General features: G+C 55.1%; 15 protein-coding genes. 2 read left to right on the forward strand and 13 right to left on the reverse strand.

Annotation, left to right across the window (positions count from 1 at the left end; translation table 11 throughout):
- The first annotated feature begins 160 nt into the window (after positions 1-160).
- On the forward strand, positions 161-712 hold the full coding sequence (smrB, locus tag HYQ67_RS08185) for an endonuclease SmrB (protein ID WP_202303189.1): 552 nt from the start codon (positions 161-163) through the stop codon (positions 710-712).
- Between the two features lie 103 nt (positions 713-815).
- On the opposite strand, the gene sixA is transcribed toward smrB, so the two are convergent.
- From sixA to HYQ67_RS08205, 4 genes are all read right to left on the reverse strand, one after another.
- Complete coding sequence (gene sixA, locus HYQ67_RS08190; RefSeq protein ID WP_202303191.1) at positions 816-1,304, reverse strand: phosphohistidine phosphatase SixA; 489 nt, start codon at positions 1,302-1,304, stop codon at positions 816-818.
- Between the two features lie 211 nt (positions 1,305-1,515).
- On the reverse strand, positions 1,516-3,675 hold the full coding sequence (gene fadJ, locus HYQ67_RS08195) for a fatty acid oxidation complex subunit alpha FadJ (protein ID WP_202303193.1): 2,160 nt from the start codon (positions 3,673-3,675) through the stop codon (positions 1,516-1,518).
- Complete coding sequence (fadI, locus tag HYQ67_RS08200; protein ID WP_202303195.1) at positions 3,675-4,985, reverse strand: acetyl-CoA C-acyltransferase FadI; 1,311 nt, start codon at positions 4,983-4,985, stop codon at positions 3,675-3,677. The genes fadJ and fadI overlap by 1 nt, the downstream gene beginning before the upstream one ends.
- A gap of 245 nt (positions 4,986-5,230) precedes the next feature.
- On the reverse strand, positions 5,231-5,515 hold the full coding sequence (locus HYQ67_RS08205; RefSeq protein WP_202303197.1) for a YfcZ/YiiS family protein: 285 nt from the start codon (positions 5,513-5,515) through the stop codon (positions 5,231-5,233).
- A gap of 366 nt (positions 5,516-5,881) precedes the next feature.
- Here HYQ67_RS08205 and fadL point away from each other — a divergent pair, with 366 nt between their 5' ends.
- On the forward strand, positions 5,882-7,216 hold the full coding sequence (gene fadL / locus HYQ67_RS08210; RefSeq protein ID WP_489146060.1) for a long-chain fatty acid transporter FadL: 1,335 nt from the start codon (positions 5,882-5,884) through the stop codon (positions 7,214-7,216).
- A gap of 62 nt (positions 7,217-7,278) precedes the next feature.
- Here the strand turns inward: fadL and mlaA are convergent, their stop codons facing one another.
- The 9 genes from mlaA to ccmA form a co-directional block, all read right to left on the reverse strand.
- Entirely contained in the window at positions 7,279-8,037 is a 759-nt protein-coding gene (gene mlaA, locus HYQ67_RS08215) for a phospholipid-binding lipoprotein MlaA (protein ID WP_202303199.1), read from the reverse strand.
- Positions 8,038-8,057: 20 nt separating this feature from the next.
- On the reverse strand, positions 8,058-9,131 hold the full coding sequence (locus HYQ67_RS08220) for a cytochrome c-type biogenesis protein CcmH (protein WP_202303200.1): 1,074 nt from the start codon (positions 9,129-9,131) through the stop codon (positions 8,058-8,060).
- Positions 9,128-9,685, reverse strand: coding sequence for a thiol:disulfide interchange protein DsbE (gene dsbE / locus HYQ67_RS08225; protein WP_202303201.1), 558 nt, complete (start codon positions 9,683-9,685; stop codon positions 9,128-9,130). The genes HYQ67_RS08220 and dsbE overlap by 4 nt, the downstream gene beginning before the upstream one ends.
- Positions 9,682-11,634, reverse strand: a complete 1,953-nt coding sequence (locus HYQ67_RS08230; protein ID WP_202303202.1) for a heme lyase CcmF/NrfE family subunit — start codon at positions 11,632-11,634, stop codon at positions 9,682-9,684. Before HYQ67_RS08230 ends, dsbE begins: the two co-directional genes overlap by 4 nt.
- The gene (ccmE, locus tag HYQ67_RS08235) at positions 11,631-12,110 is read right to left on the reverse strand and encodes a cytochrome c maturation protein CcmE (protein ID WP_202303203.1); all 480 of its coding nucleotides are present in this window, start codon (positions 12,108-12,110) and stop codon (positions 11,631-11,633) included. The genes HYQ67_RS08230 and ccmE overlap by 4 nt, the downstream gene beginning before the upstream one ends.
- Positions 12,111-12,320: a heme exporter protein CcmD gene (gene ccmD, locus HYQ67_RS08240; RefSeq protein ID WP_202303204.1), complete on the reverse strand. Its 210-nt coding sequence runs from the start codon at positions 12,318-12,320 to the stop codon at positions 12,111-12,113.
- Entirely contained in the window at positions 12,317-13,054 is a 738-nt protein-coding gene (locus HYQ67_RS08245) for a heme ABC transporter permease (RefSeq protein WP_202303205.1), read from the reverse strand. The genes ccmD and HYQ67_RS08245 overlap by 4 nt, the downstream gene beginning before the upstream one ends.
- A 78-nt stretch (positions 13,055-13,132) precedes the next feature.
- Positions 13,133-13,792 (reverse strand): heme exporter protein CcmB, encoded by a 660-nt coding sequence (gene ccmB, locus HYQ67_RS08250; protein WP_202303206.1) that lies wholly within the window; start codon positions 13,790-13,792, stop codon positions 13,133-13,135.
- Positions 13,789-14,397, reverse strand: a complete 609-nt coding sequence (gene ccmA / locus HYQ67_RS08255) for a cytochrome c biogenesis heme-transporting ATPase CcmA (RefSeq protein WP_202303207.1) — start codon at positions 14,395-14,397, stop codon at positions 13,789-13,791. The genes ccmB and ccmA overlap by 4 nt, the downstream gene beginning before the upstream one ends.
- Between the last annotated feature and the right edge of the window lie 15 nt (positions 14,398-14,412).

Here is a 14,412-nt window from a genome sequence, read left to right on the forward strand (position 1 = left end):
CGCAGGCCGTTCGCGCTAATACAATAATCGATTAGTTTGCCATGAAGGCCGCGACAAATCAGCAGACAATCGCCGTGGCGGCCTGAAAATTGCGTTTTATTTAGTGCTGGACGGCAAAGCGGGTAAACTGACGGCATAGCAGATGCGAGACGAGAAACAGATGAAGAAGAAACTACCGCTCAGCGCTGACGATCAGAACCTTTTCCGCGATCTGATGAGCGGCACCAAAAAACTCACCCAGGACACCATTGTTCACCGTCCGGTGCGTAAAAAGCTCCAGCAAGTGCCGGTGAAACGGCTGTTACAGGAACAAGCTGACGCCAGTCACTACTTTTCCGATGAGTTTCAGCCGCGGCTGGCGACGGAAGGCCCTACACGCTATGTCCGCGAAGACGTCAGCCATTTTGAATTAAAGAAGATTCGCCGGGGCGATTACTCCCCTGAGCTGTTTCTGGATTTGCACGGGTTAACGCAGCTACAGGCAAAACAGGAGCTGGGCGCGCTGATTGCCGCCTGCCGCCGGGAGCACGTATTTTGCGCCTGCGTGATGCACGGACATGGCAAGCACGTCTTAAAACAGCAAACGCCGCTGTGGCTGGCCCAGCATCCGCACGTGATGGCCTTCCATCAGGCGCCAAAAGAGTATGGCGGGGATGCAGCACTACTGATGCTGATTGAAGTGGAAGAGTGGCAGCCACCGGAGCTGCCTTAAGTTTTATCGGATGACAATTATCGTAGGGCGGATAAGCGCCAGCGCCATCCGCCAAAAACAGAAAGAGCCGCATATTGCGGCTCTTTTTTCATGCTTACGGCTATCAGATAGCTTTAGCCACTTTCAGATTGCACGGGTTCACCTGCCAGTTAAACACGCCTTTACCGGTTTCCCGATCCAGCGTGACGTTGGCAATGGCCGAAGTACAGAACATGGGTGGTGACTCTTCGGGGCAGAGTTCAGACACCAGGTAACCGACCAGCGGCAGGTGCGAAACCACCAGCGCAGATTCAACGCCTTCATTGGCCAGGGCTTGCAGGTAGTCTCCTACCAGCCCCACATCGCCGCTCGGAGTTAACTCCTGCAGGATGTCTTCTTTTTCCGGGAGGTTAAGCGCTTCCCGCACCACGTCCAGGGTCTGTTCAGCTCGCAGGTAAGGGCTCACCAGAACACGTTCGATATCCGCTACCTGACCTTTCAACCAGGTCGCCATAACCCGAGATTCGTCACAACCGCACTGGGTTAAAGGACGTACCGAGTCACTGGCGGCATCGAGTGCCGCGTCGCCGTGACGCATGATAAAAACTTGCATATTGCACCGCTTTTGTTAACCAGGAATGCTGCGCAACATCCCCATCAGGAGAAGAGGATATATTCAGCAGCCGGGCATTGTGCCTTATCCATACATCGAATGAAACGCTGTTTTTTACCTTATTGCTGTAAGTATAGTCAATTAGTGTTTACACATTGACCAGGCAGCGCGCATTCACCGAGTTAAACCCATACCAGGGGGAAGGGCAAACTCATGATTCTTTGACCCCAACTTCCGCTACAGGGTTCAGTATTCCCCAGAAAGTATGGTTGTTCTCTGCCATCTGTTTTAGCCGTTCACAAGGCGAGAAACGCTCCCCAAGCAGGCTTGCCAGCCGTTCGAGCCTGGCCACAATGTCACCCGCGCCCCGGCTATCCATATAGCGGAACGGGCCACCCAGGAAAGGTGGGAATCCAATACCAAACACCGCACCTATATCACCGTCACGCGCATTGCGTATTACACCCTCATCCAGGCAACGAGCGGCTTCGTTAAGCATCATTAACACGCAGCGCTCAGCGATAACCTGCGCATCGAGCTGCCCTTTAGGTGTGACGCTTAACAGCTTATAAATTGCCGGGTCAGCCTGTTTTCTGCTTTTACGCCCTTTGTTCGGATAAAGATAGAAACCACGCCCATTTTTTCTCCCTTTGCGATCGTCCTTCAAAATTGCGTCGATCGCAGGCGGAGCAGCAAAACGTTCGCCGTAAGCATTCTCAAGAATTGGACTAATTTTAGTCCCCACGTCGATTCCCACCTCATCCAAAAGTTGGATTGGGCCGACAGGAAAACCAAACTGCACCAGAGCCTCATCGATCTTCTCTACCGGCTCCCCTTCAACCAGACAGCGCATGGCTTCATTGACGTAAGGTGCCAGAATTCGGTTGACATAGAACCCGGCGCTGTCGCCGACCACGATTGGCGTTTTACCCTGTTTCTTCGCCAAAGCAACCGTTGTGGAAATGGTTTCCGCAGATGTACCGGCGTGAGGAATAACTTCCACCAGCGGCATTTTGTCCACCGGACTGAAGTAATGCAGACCGATAACCTGTTCAGGACGTGCGGCGTTCGCGGCGATATCCGCAATCGGTAAAGAAGAGGTATTGGAAGCAAAGATAGTATGCGGCGCGGCGTGCTGTTCGATCTCCGCCACCATTTTCTGCTTCAGGGCTAAATCCTCGAACACGGCCTCCACCACGATGTCACGATGGCTGAAACCGTGGTAATCCGTGCCGCCAGAGATACGCGCCATTTCCCGCTGCCGCTCGGCGGCTTTCATGTGGCGACGACGGACTTTTTTATCCAACAGATCCCAGCTGTATTTCAACGCATGGTTGATACCGTCATGGCTGATGTCTTTGATTCGAACGGGCAGATGACCTTTGGTTGCCGTAACAAAGGCGATGCCTCCGCCCATCAGCCCACCGCCCAGGACACCTACAGCCTCAATCGGGCGAGGCACAGCGTCGCCACCATGCTCTTTTTTCAGCTCCGTGCTGGCAAAGAAAATCCCCCGCAGCGCGGCTGACTGAGGCGTCATCGCCAGCTCGCCGAAAGCTTTGGCTTCCGCTTCATAGCCGCTGTGGCTCCCCTGCTCTAATCCAGTTCTGATGACGTCAAGAATGCGTCGGGTCGCCGGATAGTTGCCTTTGGTTTTCTGCTCGGTCTTTTTTCCGACGATGTTAAACAGCAAAGAGCGGCCAAGCGGCCCGGCAAGAATTCGTTCCCGCACGGGTAAAACTCGTGAAGGTTTACGGCCTTTCAGCGCCAGCTCAACTGCCGCATTCAGCAAAATAGACTGAGGCACAACGTCGTCTACCAGCCCCAGTTTCAACGCCTGTTTCGGACGCAGCTGTTTACCGGTCAGGATAATATCCAGCGCGTTGCTTACGCCCACCAGGCGCGGCAAACGTTGCGTGCCGCCGGAACCCGGCAGCAGGCCTAGCTGAACTTCCGGCAGCCCCAGCTTCGTTTTTTCGTCGTCAGTGCAGATACGCGCATGGCAGGCCAGCGCCAGCTCCAGGCCACCGCCCAGGCAGGCACCGTGGATGGCGGCCACCACCGGGATGGGTAACGCAGCAATTTCGGCCATGATCTGCTGGCCCTGCTGTGCCAGCGCCTGGGCTTCTGCGGCAGACTGGCAGCCCGCAATCATGTTGATATCCGCACCGGCAATAAAATTATCCGGCTTGCCAGAAATAAACACTAAGCCCTGTAACGCATGGTTATCACGCACCTGTTTGATGATGGCGTGTACTTCAGGGCCAAACGAAGCCTTGAGGGTATTCATCTTCTCGCCGGGAACGTCGATGGTGACAACCGCCACGTTGTCGAGTCGGACATGCAGAGTGAACGCGCTTGTCTGTTCCATTATTCGACCTCCAGGACCATTGCTGCGCCAAGACCACCGGCCGCACAGGCTGTCACCAGGCCCAGACCTCCGCCGCGACGGCGTAGTTCATGCAGCATCTGGGTAATCATGCGCGCACCTGTTGCCGCAAAAGGATGCCCGTAGGCAATCGATCCGCCGAGCACATTGAATTTGGCATCATCCACTTCTCCCGTGGCGTGAGCGCGGCCCAGCACATCACGCGCAAAACGCTCGCTGGAAAGCATTTTCAAATTGGCGAGCGTCTGCGCCGCAAAGGCTTCATGCATATCAAAAAGCGTCAGATCGGCAAGGGTGATCCCGGCGCGTTCCAGCGCCAGCGGCGTCGCCCAGGCCGGGCCTGAAAGCATATCTTCCCAGACATCGACGGCGGTAAAAGCATAGCTGCGTAAAAAGCCAAGCGGCTTGAGCCCCAGCTCTCTGGCCCGTGATTCCGTCATCAGGATCACGGCTGCGGCCCCATCGGTTAACGGAGTGCTGTTCGCTGCGGTTACCGTGCCGTGCTTCCGGTCGAAGGCGGGACGCAGCTTTGCGTAATCTTCCAGAGAAGAACCTTTGCGCACGTTGTTATCTTCCGCAAACGGCTGGCGATAAGGCGGGATAAACGCCGTCATAACTTCATCCGACAGCTTCCCTTCCTGCCATGCCTGCGCCGCACGGGTATGTGAACGGTGAGCCAAAGCATCCTGCTGTTCGCGGGTAATGCCATGCGTTTTCGCCATTTGTTCGGCCGTGTCGCCCATGCGTAACCCAGTTGAATACTCAGCAACCGCAGGAGGGACCGGCAGTAAATCACGCGGGCGAAGCTTAGAGAAAAGTTTCAGCCGCTGGCCGAGAGTGCGGGCTTTGTTTACGTCCACCAGCGTACGACCGAGCTTTTTGCTCACGCCAATGGGTAATACGGAGGATGAGTCGGCCCCGCCCGCAATACCTGCTCGAATCGTCCCGGCAAGTAAACTTTCCGCGACGTTAGCAACCGCCTGGAAACTTGTCGCGCATGCACGGCTGACGCTATAGGCATCGGTATGCACGCTCATGCCGGTGCCGAGCACGATTTCACGGGCAATATTTGGCGCTTCCGGCATCTGTACAACCTGGCCGAAAACAAGCTGCTCAATGATTTCCGGGGATATTTCGCTGCGTGCCAGCAACTCACTGACCACCATATTGCCAAGATCGATGGCGGGAATGCCGTGAAAAGCTGTCGCCTGTTTTGCAAACGGCGTGCGTAAACCGCTGACGATGGCAATGCGGTCGCCCTGGCGGGTGACCAGCGGAAGTGCCTTACTCATAACGCGCCCCTGTTAAAAAATGTAAGCAGATAAAATAGTGGTCTGACCTGATCACAGTTTTAACCAAAAAGTTACATTCAGCCAACCGGGGGAGAATAAATTTGGGAGGGGGGACACGCTTTAACGAAGGAATTCTGGAGATGACGACGCAGGATGAAGCTTGCGTCATCGGACAAATTTTACGGTGGATGACGCTGACGCTTATCCACCCTACGTCCGCTCGGGCATAGGGTGGTTAGAAAAAATTATCGCAGGCCGAGCTGGAAGATCATGGTTTCAGCCTGGCAGCTGAAGACAAAATCGATATCCATCTGCACGCCGCCCTCAACCGCTTTAAAAGTTGGGGTGATCTGGCAGGGTTCGGACTCGACTTCACGCGCCTTCGCGCTCAGCGCAGCCAGCGTTTCTTCTGCCTCGGCTTTGTTGTCAAAGACGCGGCTATAGGTTGCGATGCAGTCGGTATTATCAATGATGGAGCCGACATCAATACAGCAGCAAACCGGGGTTTCATCAGCGCTGTTCTTACTCATTATGATTTTCCTCTGTATCTAAAGATGGGAAGGGATTCAACAATTACTGTCTATTTTACGCTCCCAGTTGAATGCTCACCAGCCGTTAATATTATCTGATGCGCCAGGTGAGCAAAATCACACTTAAAACTGATCTAAAACAAATTTCATACCTCTGGCTTAAACAGCCTGGCCGCGTTTTTGCCAGGCGGATCTCGTTTTGGCGATCAAATTTGAAAAAGTTTAGAAACATACTTGCAACATCCCATCTGGTCAGACCTATACTCTCGCCACTGGTCAGATTTCTCTGAACCCGATCAGTCCCTACTATTCGCGCTCCTGTTACTGTATGTAACATTGTTTGTATAAAAATAAATCTATGAGGTTTTGGTCATGAGCCAGAAAAACCTGTTTACAAAGTCAGCCCTCGCGGTTGCAGTGGCAATTGTCTCCTCGCAGGCGTACGCCGCCGGCTTTCAATTAAACGAGTTCTCTTCCTCTGGCCTTGGCCGAGCGTATTCGGGGGAAGGTGCAGTGGCGGACAACGCGGGCTCAGCCAGCCGCAACCCAGCCACCATCATGATGTTTGATCGCCCTTCTTTCTCTGGTGGTGCGATCTTCATCGATCCCGATGTGAATATTTCAGGGACTTCACCATCAGGCCGCAGCACCGACGCAGATAACATCGCGCCGACCGCCTGGGTACCTAACCTGCACTTCGTTGCACCAATCAACGATCAATTCGGTTGGGGGGCTTCTGTCACCTCTAACTACGGTCTTGCCACCGAATTTAATGACAACTACACGGCCGGTTCCATGGGCGGTAAAACCGACCTGACCACCATGAACCTGAACCTGAGCGGTGCCTACCGTTTAAACAACAGCTGGAGCTTCGGCGTTGGCTTTGATGCGGTTTACGCCAGAGCGAAAATCGAACGTTACGCAGGTGATTTACCTCAGTTAGTCGCGGGTAACCCAGCATCAGGCCTGACGCCGGCGCAGCGCCAGGCTATCGGTTCAATTCCTGGCGATACCCAGATTGCCCACCTGAAAGGTGACGAATGGGGCTTTGGCTGGAACGCCGGTATTCTTTATGAAATCGATAAAGATAACCGCTACGGCTTCACCTACCGTTCAGAAGTAAAAATTGACTTCGACGGCGACTATAAGAGCAGTCTGCCTTCAGCGTATAACCCGCTGTTGTCCAACTTTGGCTTACCAGCGGGCACTAACGGTCGAACCGTTCCTGGTGCACTGACTCTGAACCTGCCTGAAATGTGGGAACTGTCCGGTTACAACAAAGTTGCACCGCAGTGGGCTATCCACTACAGCGTAACCTACACCAGCTGGAGCCAGTTCCAGGAACTGAAAGCCACCGGCAACAACGGGCAGACTCTGTTCTATAAAGACGAAAGCTTTAAAGATGCGTACCGCATTGCGTTGGGTACCACCTACTTTATGGATAAGAACTGGACCTTCCGCACCGGTATCGCATTTGACGATAGCCCGGTTCCGGCTGATAACCGCTCTATCTCCATCCCGGATCAGGACCGTCTGTGGCTGAGCGCTGGTACTACCTATGCGTTTAACGATGATGCGTCTGTCGACGTGGGTGTTTCCTACATGCACGGTCAGCACGTAGAGATCAACGAAGGGCCATACACCTTCAAATCCGAAGGGAAAGCCTGGCTGTACGGCATGAACTTCAACTACGCGTTCTGATAAGTTAGCAGTAACAAAAAAGGCGACCCTGAAAAGGTCGCCTTTTTAATGCCATTAGCGGTTTACTGCGAGTCGATATCTTTAAGATCGTCCTCAATCAACGCCGCGTTCGGGTTCACCTGTGGCGTCAGCTTGCCGCCGTTAGCAATAAAATCATGGCGCTGGAAGTATGCCTCGCGCACCAGAATATACGGGTCGGAGGATTGCTTAAGCAGACCGTCGGAATCCAGCAATTGCGCACGGGTTTCTATGCCCTCGATGGCCCACTTGCCCACAGACATTGGCCACGTCAGCCAGGAGAGCACCGGATAGAGCGCATCGACGTTATCACCCCCTTCATCACGTAGCGTAAAGCTTCCGTAGAAAGGCAGCTGCAGATACGGGCCGTAACCCACGCCATAATGACCCAGCGTCGAACCGAAGCGGTGCGGCTCTTCACGCTGCAGCTTCGGATTCGCCATGCCTGCCACGTCGATTAACCCGCCCATGCCAAGCACGGTATTCAGGAAGAAGCGCGTAAAGTGCACCATCCCCTGGTACGGATTACCCTGCACGAAGTAGTTGGCCATAATGGCCGGCTCTTCCAGGTTGCTCGTGAAGTTGCTGATCCCGTTACGTGCGGGTTGCGGCACATAATCACGCCAGACAACGGCGACAGGCCGCAAAACATACGGATCCAACATATTGAAGTTGAAGTCATACATGGTGCGGTTGAATCCTTCAAACGGATCCGAACGGCCCTGTGTCTGTTGATCGGCCGAACTGGCACACCCTACGAGTAGGGTCGTAGCCAGGGCCAGCCCCGTCAGGCGAAATTTCATTATGCGTCTCCCTGTTATTGTTAGTTTACGCTCTCAGGTTTGGTCATGTCCTTGCCTGCCTGAGCCTGTGCCTGCGCGATACTGCGCTCGACGACAGCGCGGCGTTGATCGTTCGCGGGAAGCAGTTTCAGCATGACCTGCCAGGCACCAATCGCCTCGCGGTACTGCTGCTGCTCAAAAGCATTAAAAGCAAACAGACTTAGCACACGAACGTTGGCATGGTCGCTCTTTAGTAATTCCCGCAGCAGACGTCCCCCCAGCAGGTTGTCTTGCGGGTCACCCGAACGGGTCAATACTTCAGCATAGCCCAGCTTTACTTCACTGTTAGTCGGCGACAGCTTATAGGCTCGTGCAAAGGCCTGGGTCGCGGTAGTGGCGTTATTGAGCACCATACCAATTCGTCCGAGCATCATCCAGCCTTCCAGGTTGTCAGGATCCTGCTGCAGTCGGGTACGTAACCCCAGCCCCAGACGCGCCATATCTTCCATATTCAGCGCCGTAGCCTTGGGATCCATGACGCGCTGCAATAGCTGTGGCGTTTGCTGCGTCACCCTCTGCCATTCGTAAACCTGCTTTAAACTCGATACTTTCAGATAAACACCAACGCTGATAACGACTAAAATCACCGCCCCCGGCACAAATATCCAGTAGCTGACCTTTTCAGCAGGTTCTTCCGTTTCGCCGCTCTCGTCCCCATCGCGGAAATAGACTCGGCGCTTGCGGCTACGCACCACAATGACCCCAATCCCACCCAGGATAAACAGCACCGGTAGCACCCACAGAATAATAGTTGATGGCGTAACCGGCGGCTCATAGGTCACAAAGTTACCATAGCGGTCGACCATGTAATCGATGATTTGCTGCTTACTTTTGCCCTGCTGCATCAGCTCATACACTTTGAGACGCATGTCTGAAGCGATCATAGCGTTTGAGTCAGCAATACTGTTGTTCTGGCATTTTGGGCAGCGTAGCTGTTCCGTTAGCTGACGGAACTGCTGCTCTTGCGCTTCATCTTTAAACTTATAAGTATCAATAGCAGCCGTGGCGTAAAAGGAAAACAGCAGCGCGGCAACGAATAGCAAACAACGTTTCATACCCCCGCCTCCTTGCTGTACTTGTCCCATAGCGGCTTAATCTCTTGGTTCCAGACGCGATCGTTAAGATCGCCCGCATGGCGATAGCGGATGATCCCTTTACCGTCGATCAGGAAAGTTTCCGGTGCGCCGTAGACGCCTAAATCCAGGCCCAGCATGCCATCGCCATCAAACAAGCTGAGGGCATACGGGTTCCCCAGCTCTTTGAGCCAGGTAATCGCCTTCTGGCGATCGTCTTTATAATTCATCCCCACAACGCGAATACCCTGCGCTTTCAGACCATTAAGATACTGATGCTCTGCGCGACAGGTCGGGCACCAGGTCGCCCAGACATTCAGCAAAATAGGTTTGCCGTCCGTCAGCACGGCCTGGTCGTAAGTTTTGCCCGGATTCTCTAACGACTCCAGGCGGAATACCGGCACAGGTTTGCCAACGAGAGCCGATTCCAGATTGGTCGGATCGTCGCCCTGGGCATTACGAGCAAGCTGCCAGAGTAGCGCGGCCGCCAGCAGTAAAAAGAGCACCAGCGGGATGTACAATACTTTGCGGTTCATGCGGCCTCCGCCATTTTCTTACGTGAGCGATAGCGGGGATCGAACAGGCAGCATATGCCGCCCAGCGTCATCAACAAACCGCCCGCCCAGATCCAGCGTACAAAGGGTTTGTAGTACAGACGTACAGCCCAGCTACCGTCATCCAGCTCTTCGCCCAGCGCGGCATACAAATCGCGGGTGATCCCGCCGTCGATGGCTGCTTCGGTCATCATCGAACGATTGCTGTTGTAGTAACGTTTTTCCGCATGCAGCGTCGCTTCATATTTACCGTTGCGCGTGACGTCAATAATCCCGACGCCTCCGCTGTAGTTCGGGCCAACGAGATCACGCACATCCCGGAACACGAAGTGGTACTGATGAATGTCGATGCTGTCACCGGCTTTCATGCGCACGTCACGCTCCACGCTATAGTTCTGGCTGAATGCGATGCCGACGACCGTCACCGCAAGGCCCAGATGGCCAAGCACCATTCCCCAGTGGCTGCGCGGTAATTTCCACAGCCCCAGCAGCAGGCCACGGCGATGCGTAGCGCGCTCGTAGACCTCGGTGAGCGCCAGCACAAACACCCAGACCGCCATCAGCAGCCCCACCACCGTCATGGCCTCTACGCGATCCTGCATCAACCACGGCAGCACCAGCGACAGAACAACCGTAATGACCAGCGCAACCGCCAGCCGCTTAACCAGCTTTTGTGGTTCATCCCGACGCCAGCGTACCAGCGGTCCTATACCCAGCAACAGCGCAAACGGTGCCATTAAAGCGGTAAACATCGTATTAAAGAACGGCTCGCCGATAGAGATGCTGCCCAGACCAAGCTGTTTATGCACCAGCGGCAGCAGCGTCCCCAGCAGCACCACCAGCATGGCGGCTATCAGCAGCACGTTATTTCCCAGCAGGAGCGATTCACGCGACCAGAGCTCATTGCCCACGCGGGAGCGGACTTTGCTGCCCTTTATCGCGTACAGCAGCAGCGAGCCGCCAATGACGATGACAAGGAAGGCGAGGATAAACATGCCGCGCGCGGGGTCGGAGGCAAAGGAATGCACCGAAACCAGCACGCCGGAACGCACCAGGAAGGTGCCCAGCAGACAAAGCGAGAAAGCAGTGATCGCCAGCAGTACTGTCCAGGCCTTGAAGCTGCCACGTTTTTCCGTAACGGAAAGCGAGTGAATAAGTGCCGTCCCGGCAAGCCACGGCATAAACGAAGCGTTTTCAACCGGATCCCAGAACCACCAGCCGCCCCAGCCCAGCTCGTAGTAGGCCCAGGCAGAACCGAGCACAATACCGATAGTCAGAAACGACCAGGCCGCCAGCGTCCACGGACGCGTCCAGCGCGCCCAGTTGGTGTCCAGCTTGCCTGCCATCAACGCCGCAATGGAAAACGCAAAAGCAACGGAGAATCCGACGTAGCCCATATACAGCAGCGGCGGATGGAAGATAAGCCCGATATCCTGCAAAAGCGGATTCAGATCTCGCCCTTCAACGGGAAAGTCAGGCAGCGTGCGGGTAAACGGATTCGAGGTGAAGATAATAAACAGCAGGAAGCCGAAGTTTATCATTCCCATCACCGAGAGCACCCGCGCCAGCGCATCCTTCGGCATGCCGCCGTTGAACAGCGCGACGGCGAATGTCCAGGTGCTCATCAGCAGCACCCAGAGCATCAATGACCCTTCATGTGCCCCCCAGGTTGCCGCCACGCGATACCAGACAGGGAGTTCGGTGTTTGAGTTGCTGGCGACATACAGCACGGTGAAGTCATTGACCACAAACGCGTACACCAGCACTAAGAACGAGGCAAGGATGGTAAAGAACAGCGCCCAGGCAAGAGGACGCGCAGAGTTCATTAACCGCACATCGTTACGCTTCACGCCCCAGAGCGGGTAAACGCTCAGCAGGATGGACAGCGCCAGCGCCACGCAAAGCAGAAAACTGCCAACTTCAGGCATCATGAGGCATTGTCCTTATAGGTTTGCGGTGCACGCTTGTGATTTTTATTCATGGCCTCTTTGACTTCCGGTGGCGTGTAGTTTTCGTCATGCTTCGCCAGCACTTCTTTCGCGGCGACCAGATTGCCCTTCTCCAGCACGCCCTGAGCGACAACGCCCTGCCCCTCACGGAACAGATCCGGCAGAATACCAACGTAGGTGACATCCACCACGCCGTTGATGTCATAGAGCTTGAAGGTGACTTTGAGCGTTTTGTTATCGCGTTTCACGCTGCCCGGCTGAACCATACCGCCGACGCGCAGACGCTGGCCGATTTCTGGCAGCTGCTGGCTTTCGCCTTTACCGTAGATAATTTCACCGGGCGTATAGAAAAGGTCGATATTGCTGCGCAGCGCATAGAGCACCAGCGAGATAGTGAGCCCTAACCCTACCAGAACGGCCACCGCCAGATAGAGACGGGTTTTACGACGAGTATTCACTTACATTCCCTCGCTTTGCTTTCTTGCACGAATGCGCTGCTCGCGCGCCTGCTGACGACCCACGTCATTCAAAATGGCGCGATGCTGTGCGGTGGTATGGACAATCAACCCCAGCAAAGGAACAGCGGTAAAGGCGACGGCAAGCCAGACGTAAAAGGCGTAGCCTCCCATGGCGAAAAAATCTGCCCAACTGGCAAAGGCACTGGTCACAGGCTTCTCCCTTTGTTTGCAAGCGCTAACACCCACGGGCGACGGCGTTCCTGAAGCAGGATGAGATTACGAAGACGCATCAGCGTCAGGGTGATAAACAGCAGCAGGAAGCCAATGATGGTCAGGCGCAGCGGCGTGCGCATCGAAGGGTCAATAGTCTGCTGCATGTTGGTAGACCCCTGATGCAGCGTATTCCACCACTCCACGGAGTAGTGGATGATCGGCAGGTTTACCACGCCAACCAGCACCAGGATACCTGCCGCACGTCCGGCGAGGCGGCGGTCATCGAACGCGTTATACAGCGCAATGACGCCTATGTAGAGGAAGAGCAGCACCAGCTCCGAGGTAAGACGGGCATCCCAGATCCACCAGGTCCCCCACATCGGTTTACCCCAGGCAGACCCAGTGACCAGCGCGATAAAGGTAAAGACCGCCCCGACGGGTGCCATTGCCGCCACGGCCAGATCGGACATTTTCATCTGCCAGACCAGGCCGATGAATGCCGCAACGGCCATCGACCCGTAGATACCCATCGACCAGATAGCCGCCGGGACATGAAGGTACATAATACGGTAGCTCTGTCCCTGCTGATAATCAGCGGGAGCGTAGACGAATCCCCACACGCAGCCCGCTATTAACGTTATGGCACTGAGCACCGCCAGCCACGGGACAAACTTCCCGCATAGCTGATAGAGCCTTTCCGGCTTAGCCAGTTGATGTAGCGCTTTCCACATTGTCCATTTGCTCACAAATTAAAAAGTTTGGTGGTGGATGACGCAGAAGCTTTTCCACCCTACAACACACTCTATTTTTTACTGCACGCTAACGCGCAGTGCCGCCGCCGTAGCAAACGGGCTTAGTGTCGCGCTGCCCGCAAGCAGCGCACCGAGGATTGCCATATAGCCATCAACGGGTAAATGCATAGACGCCGCGTCCATCGCTGCCGTGGCAAAAATCAGGAGCGGAATGGTCAGCGGCAGCACCAGCAGGCTTAGCAGCACGCCACCGCGCCGTAAACCAACCGTTAATCCCACGCCCGGTGCGCCCAAAAAGCTTAGCGTTGGCGTCCCCAACAGCAGCGTCAAGGCCATCACCTGCCAGCTGTAAAAATCCAGCCCGAGCAGCAGGGCCGCCAGCGGTGAGAGAATTAACAGCGGTAGACCTGTTACCACCCAGTGAGCGGTCACTTTCGCCAGCACCACTACCGGCAAAGGGATGGGTAACAACATGAGTTGTTCAAGTGAACCATCCATGAAGTCATCCCTGAAGAGCCGGTCCATCGCCAGCAGCGAAGCCAGCAATGCCGCAACCCAGATAACCCCGGGTGCAATGCGGGCCAGCAGCTGCGGCTCCGGGCCAATGCCCAGCGGAAACAGGGTGATAACAATAATAAAAAACCACAGCGGATTGGCAATTTCAGATCTTTTTCTGAAGACAACCCGCATTTCCTGAAAAAAAATACGCCACATCATGCGTCCGCTTCCCGTAAAACAATCTGCCGCACGAAGGCCAGCGCGAGCGGCTGGTGCGTGGTCAGAATAACCATGCCCCCCGCTTCGGTATGCCGCACCATTTGTTGGGTAAGTTTTTCCACGCCAGCGACATCAATGGCGGTAAAAGGCTCGTCCAGAATCCACAGCTTTGCGGAGCTTAACCACAAACGCGCCAGCGCCACGCGGCGCTGCTGCCCGGCAGAAAGCTGATTAACCGGCACATCCTCGAACCCGACCAGGCCTGCCTGCGCCAGCGCTTCCCAGCGCTGTTCGACGGGAGCATCCCCATGAAAGAAGTTAAGATTTTCAATCGCGGTGAGCGCCGCCTTGATGCCGGGCTGATGGCCGAGCCACAGTAAATCCTGATGAAACTCATCCCGCGCACGTTGCAGAGACTCGCCCTGCCAGCGAACTTCCCCCTCTTCGGCTTGCGAAAGCCCGGCGAGAATACGCAGTAAGGATGTTTTTCCGGCGCCATTCGCTCCTGCCACCTGAACCATCTCGCCCGCGGAAACGGTAAACGACAGCGCGCTAAACAGCGTCCGGTCGTCACGGGTACAGCTCAAATTTACGACATCAAGCATCAGGATTTATCGCTA

The sequence above is a fragment of the Dryocola clanedunensis subsp. sulfonylureivorans genome, assembly GCF_016756775.1.
GTDB lineage: Bacteria > Pseudomonadota > Gammaproteobacteria > Enterobacterales > Enterobacteriaceae > Dryocola > Dryocola clanedunensis.

What these genes read in the sequence shown, in the direction of transcription:
- smrB (WP_202303189.1), top strand. Translation starts at nt 161, where the DNA reads ATGAAGAAGAAACTACCGCTCAGCGCTGACGATCAGAACCTTTTCCGC.
- sixA (WP_202303191.1), bottom strand. Translation starts at nt 1,304, where the DNA reads ATGCAAGTTTTTATCATGCGTCACGGCGACGCGGCACTCGATGCCGCC.
- fadJ (WP_202303193.1), bottom strand. Translation starts at nt 3,675, where the DNA reads ATGGAACAGACAAGCGCGTTCACTCTGCATGTCCGACTCGACAACGTG.
- fadI (WP_202303195.1), bottom strand. Translation starts at nt 4,985, where the DNA reads ATGAGTAAGGCACTTCCGCTGGTCACCCGCCAGGGCGACCGCATTGCC.
- HYQ67_RS08205 (WP_202303197.1), bottom strand. Translation starts at nt 5,515, where the DNA reads ATGAGTAAGAACAGCGCTGATGAAACCCCGGTTTGCTGCTGTATTGAT.
- mlaA (WP_202303199.1), bottom strand. Translation starts at nt 8,037, where the DNA reads ATGAAATTTCGCCTGACGGGGCTGGCCCTGGCTACGACCCTACTCGTA.
- HYQ67_RS08220 (WP_202303200.1), bottom strand. Translation starts at nt 9,131, where the DNA reads ATGAAACGTTGTTTGCTATTCGTTGCCGCGCTGCTGTTTTCCTTTTAC.
- dsbE (WP_202303201.1), bottom strand. Translation starts at nt 9,685, where the DNA reads ATGAACCGCAAAGTATTGTACATCCCGCTGGTGCTCTTTTTACTGCTG.
- HYQ67_RS08230 (WP_202303202.1), bottom strand. Translation starts at nt 11,634, where the DNA reads ATGATGCCTGAAGTTGGCAGTTTTCTGCTTTGCGTGGCGCTGGCGCTG.
- HYQ67_RS08245 (WP_202303205.1), bottom strand. Translation starts at nt 13,054, where the DNA reads ATGTGGAAAGCGCTACATCAACTGGCTAAGCCGGAAAGGCTCTATCAG.
- ccmB (WP_202303206.1), bottom strand. Translation starts at nt 13,792, where the DNA reads ATGATGTGGCGTATTTTTTTTCAGGAAATGCGGGTTGTCTTCAGAAAA.
- ccmA (WP_202303207.1), bottom strand. Translation starts at nt 14,397, where the DNA reads ATGCTTGATGTCGTAAATTTGAGCTGTACCCGTGACGACCGGACGCTG.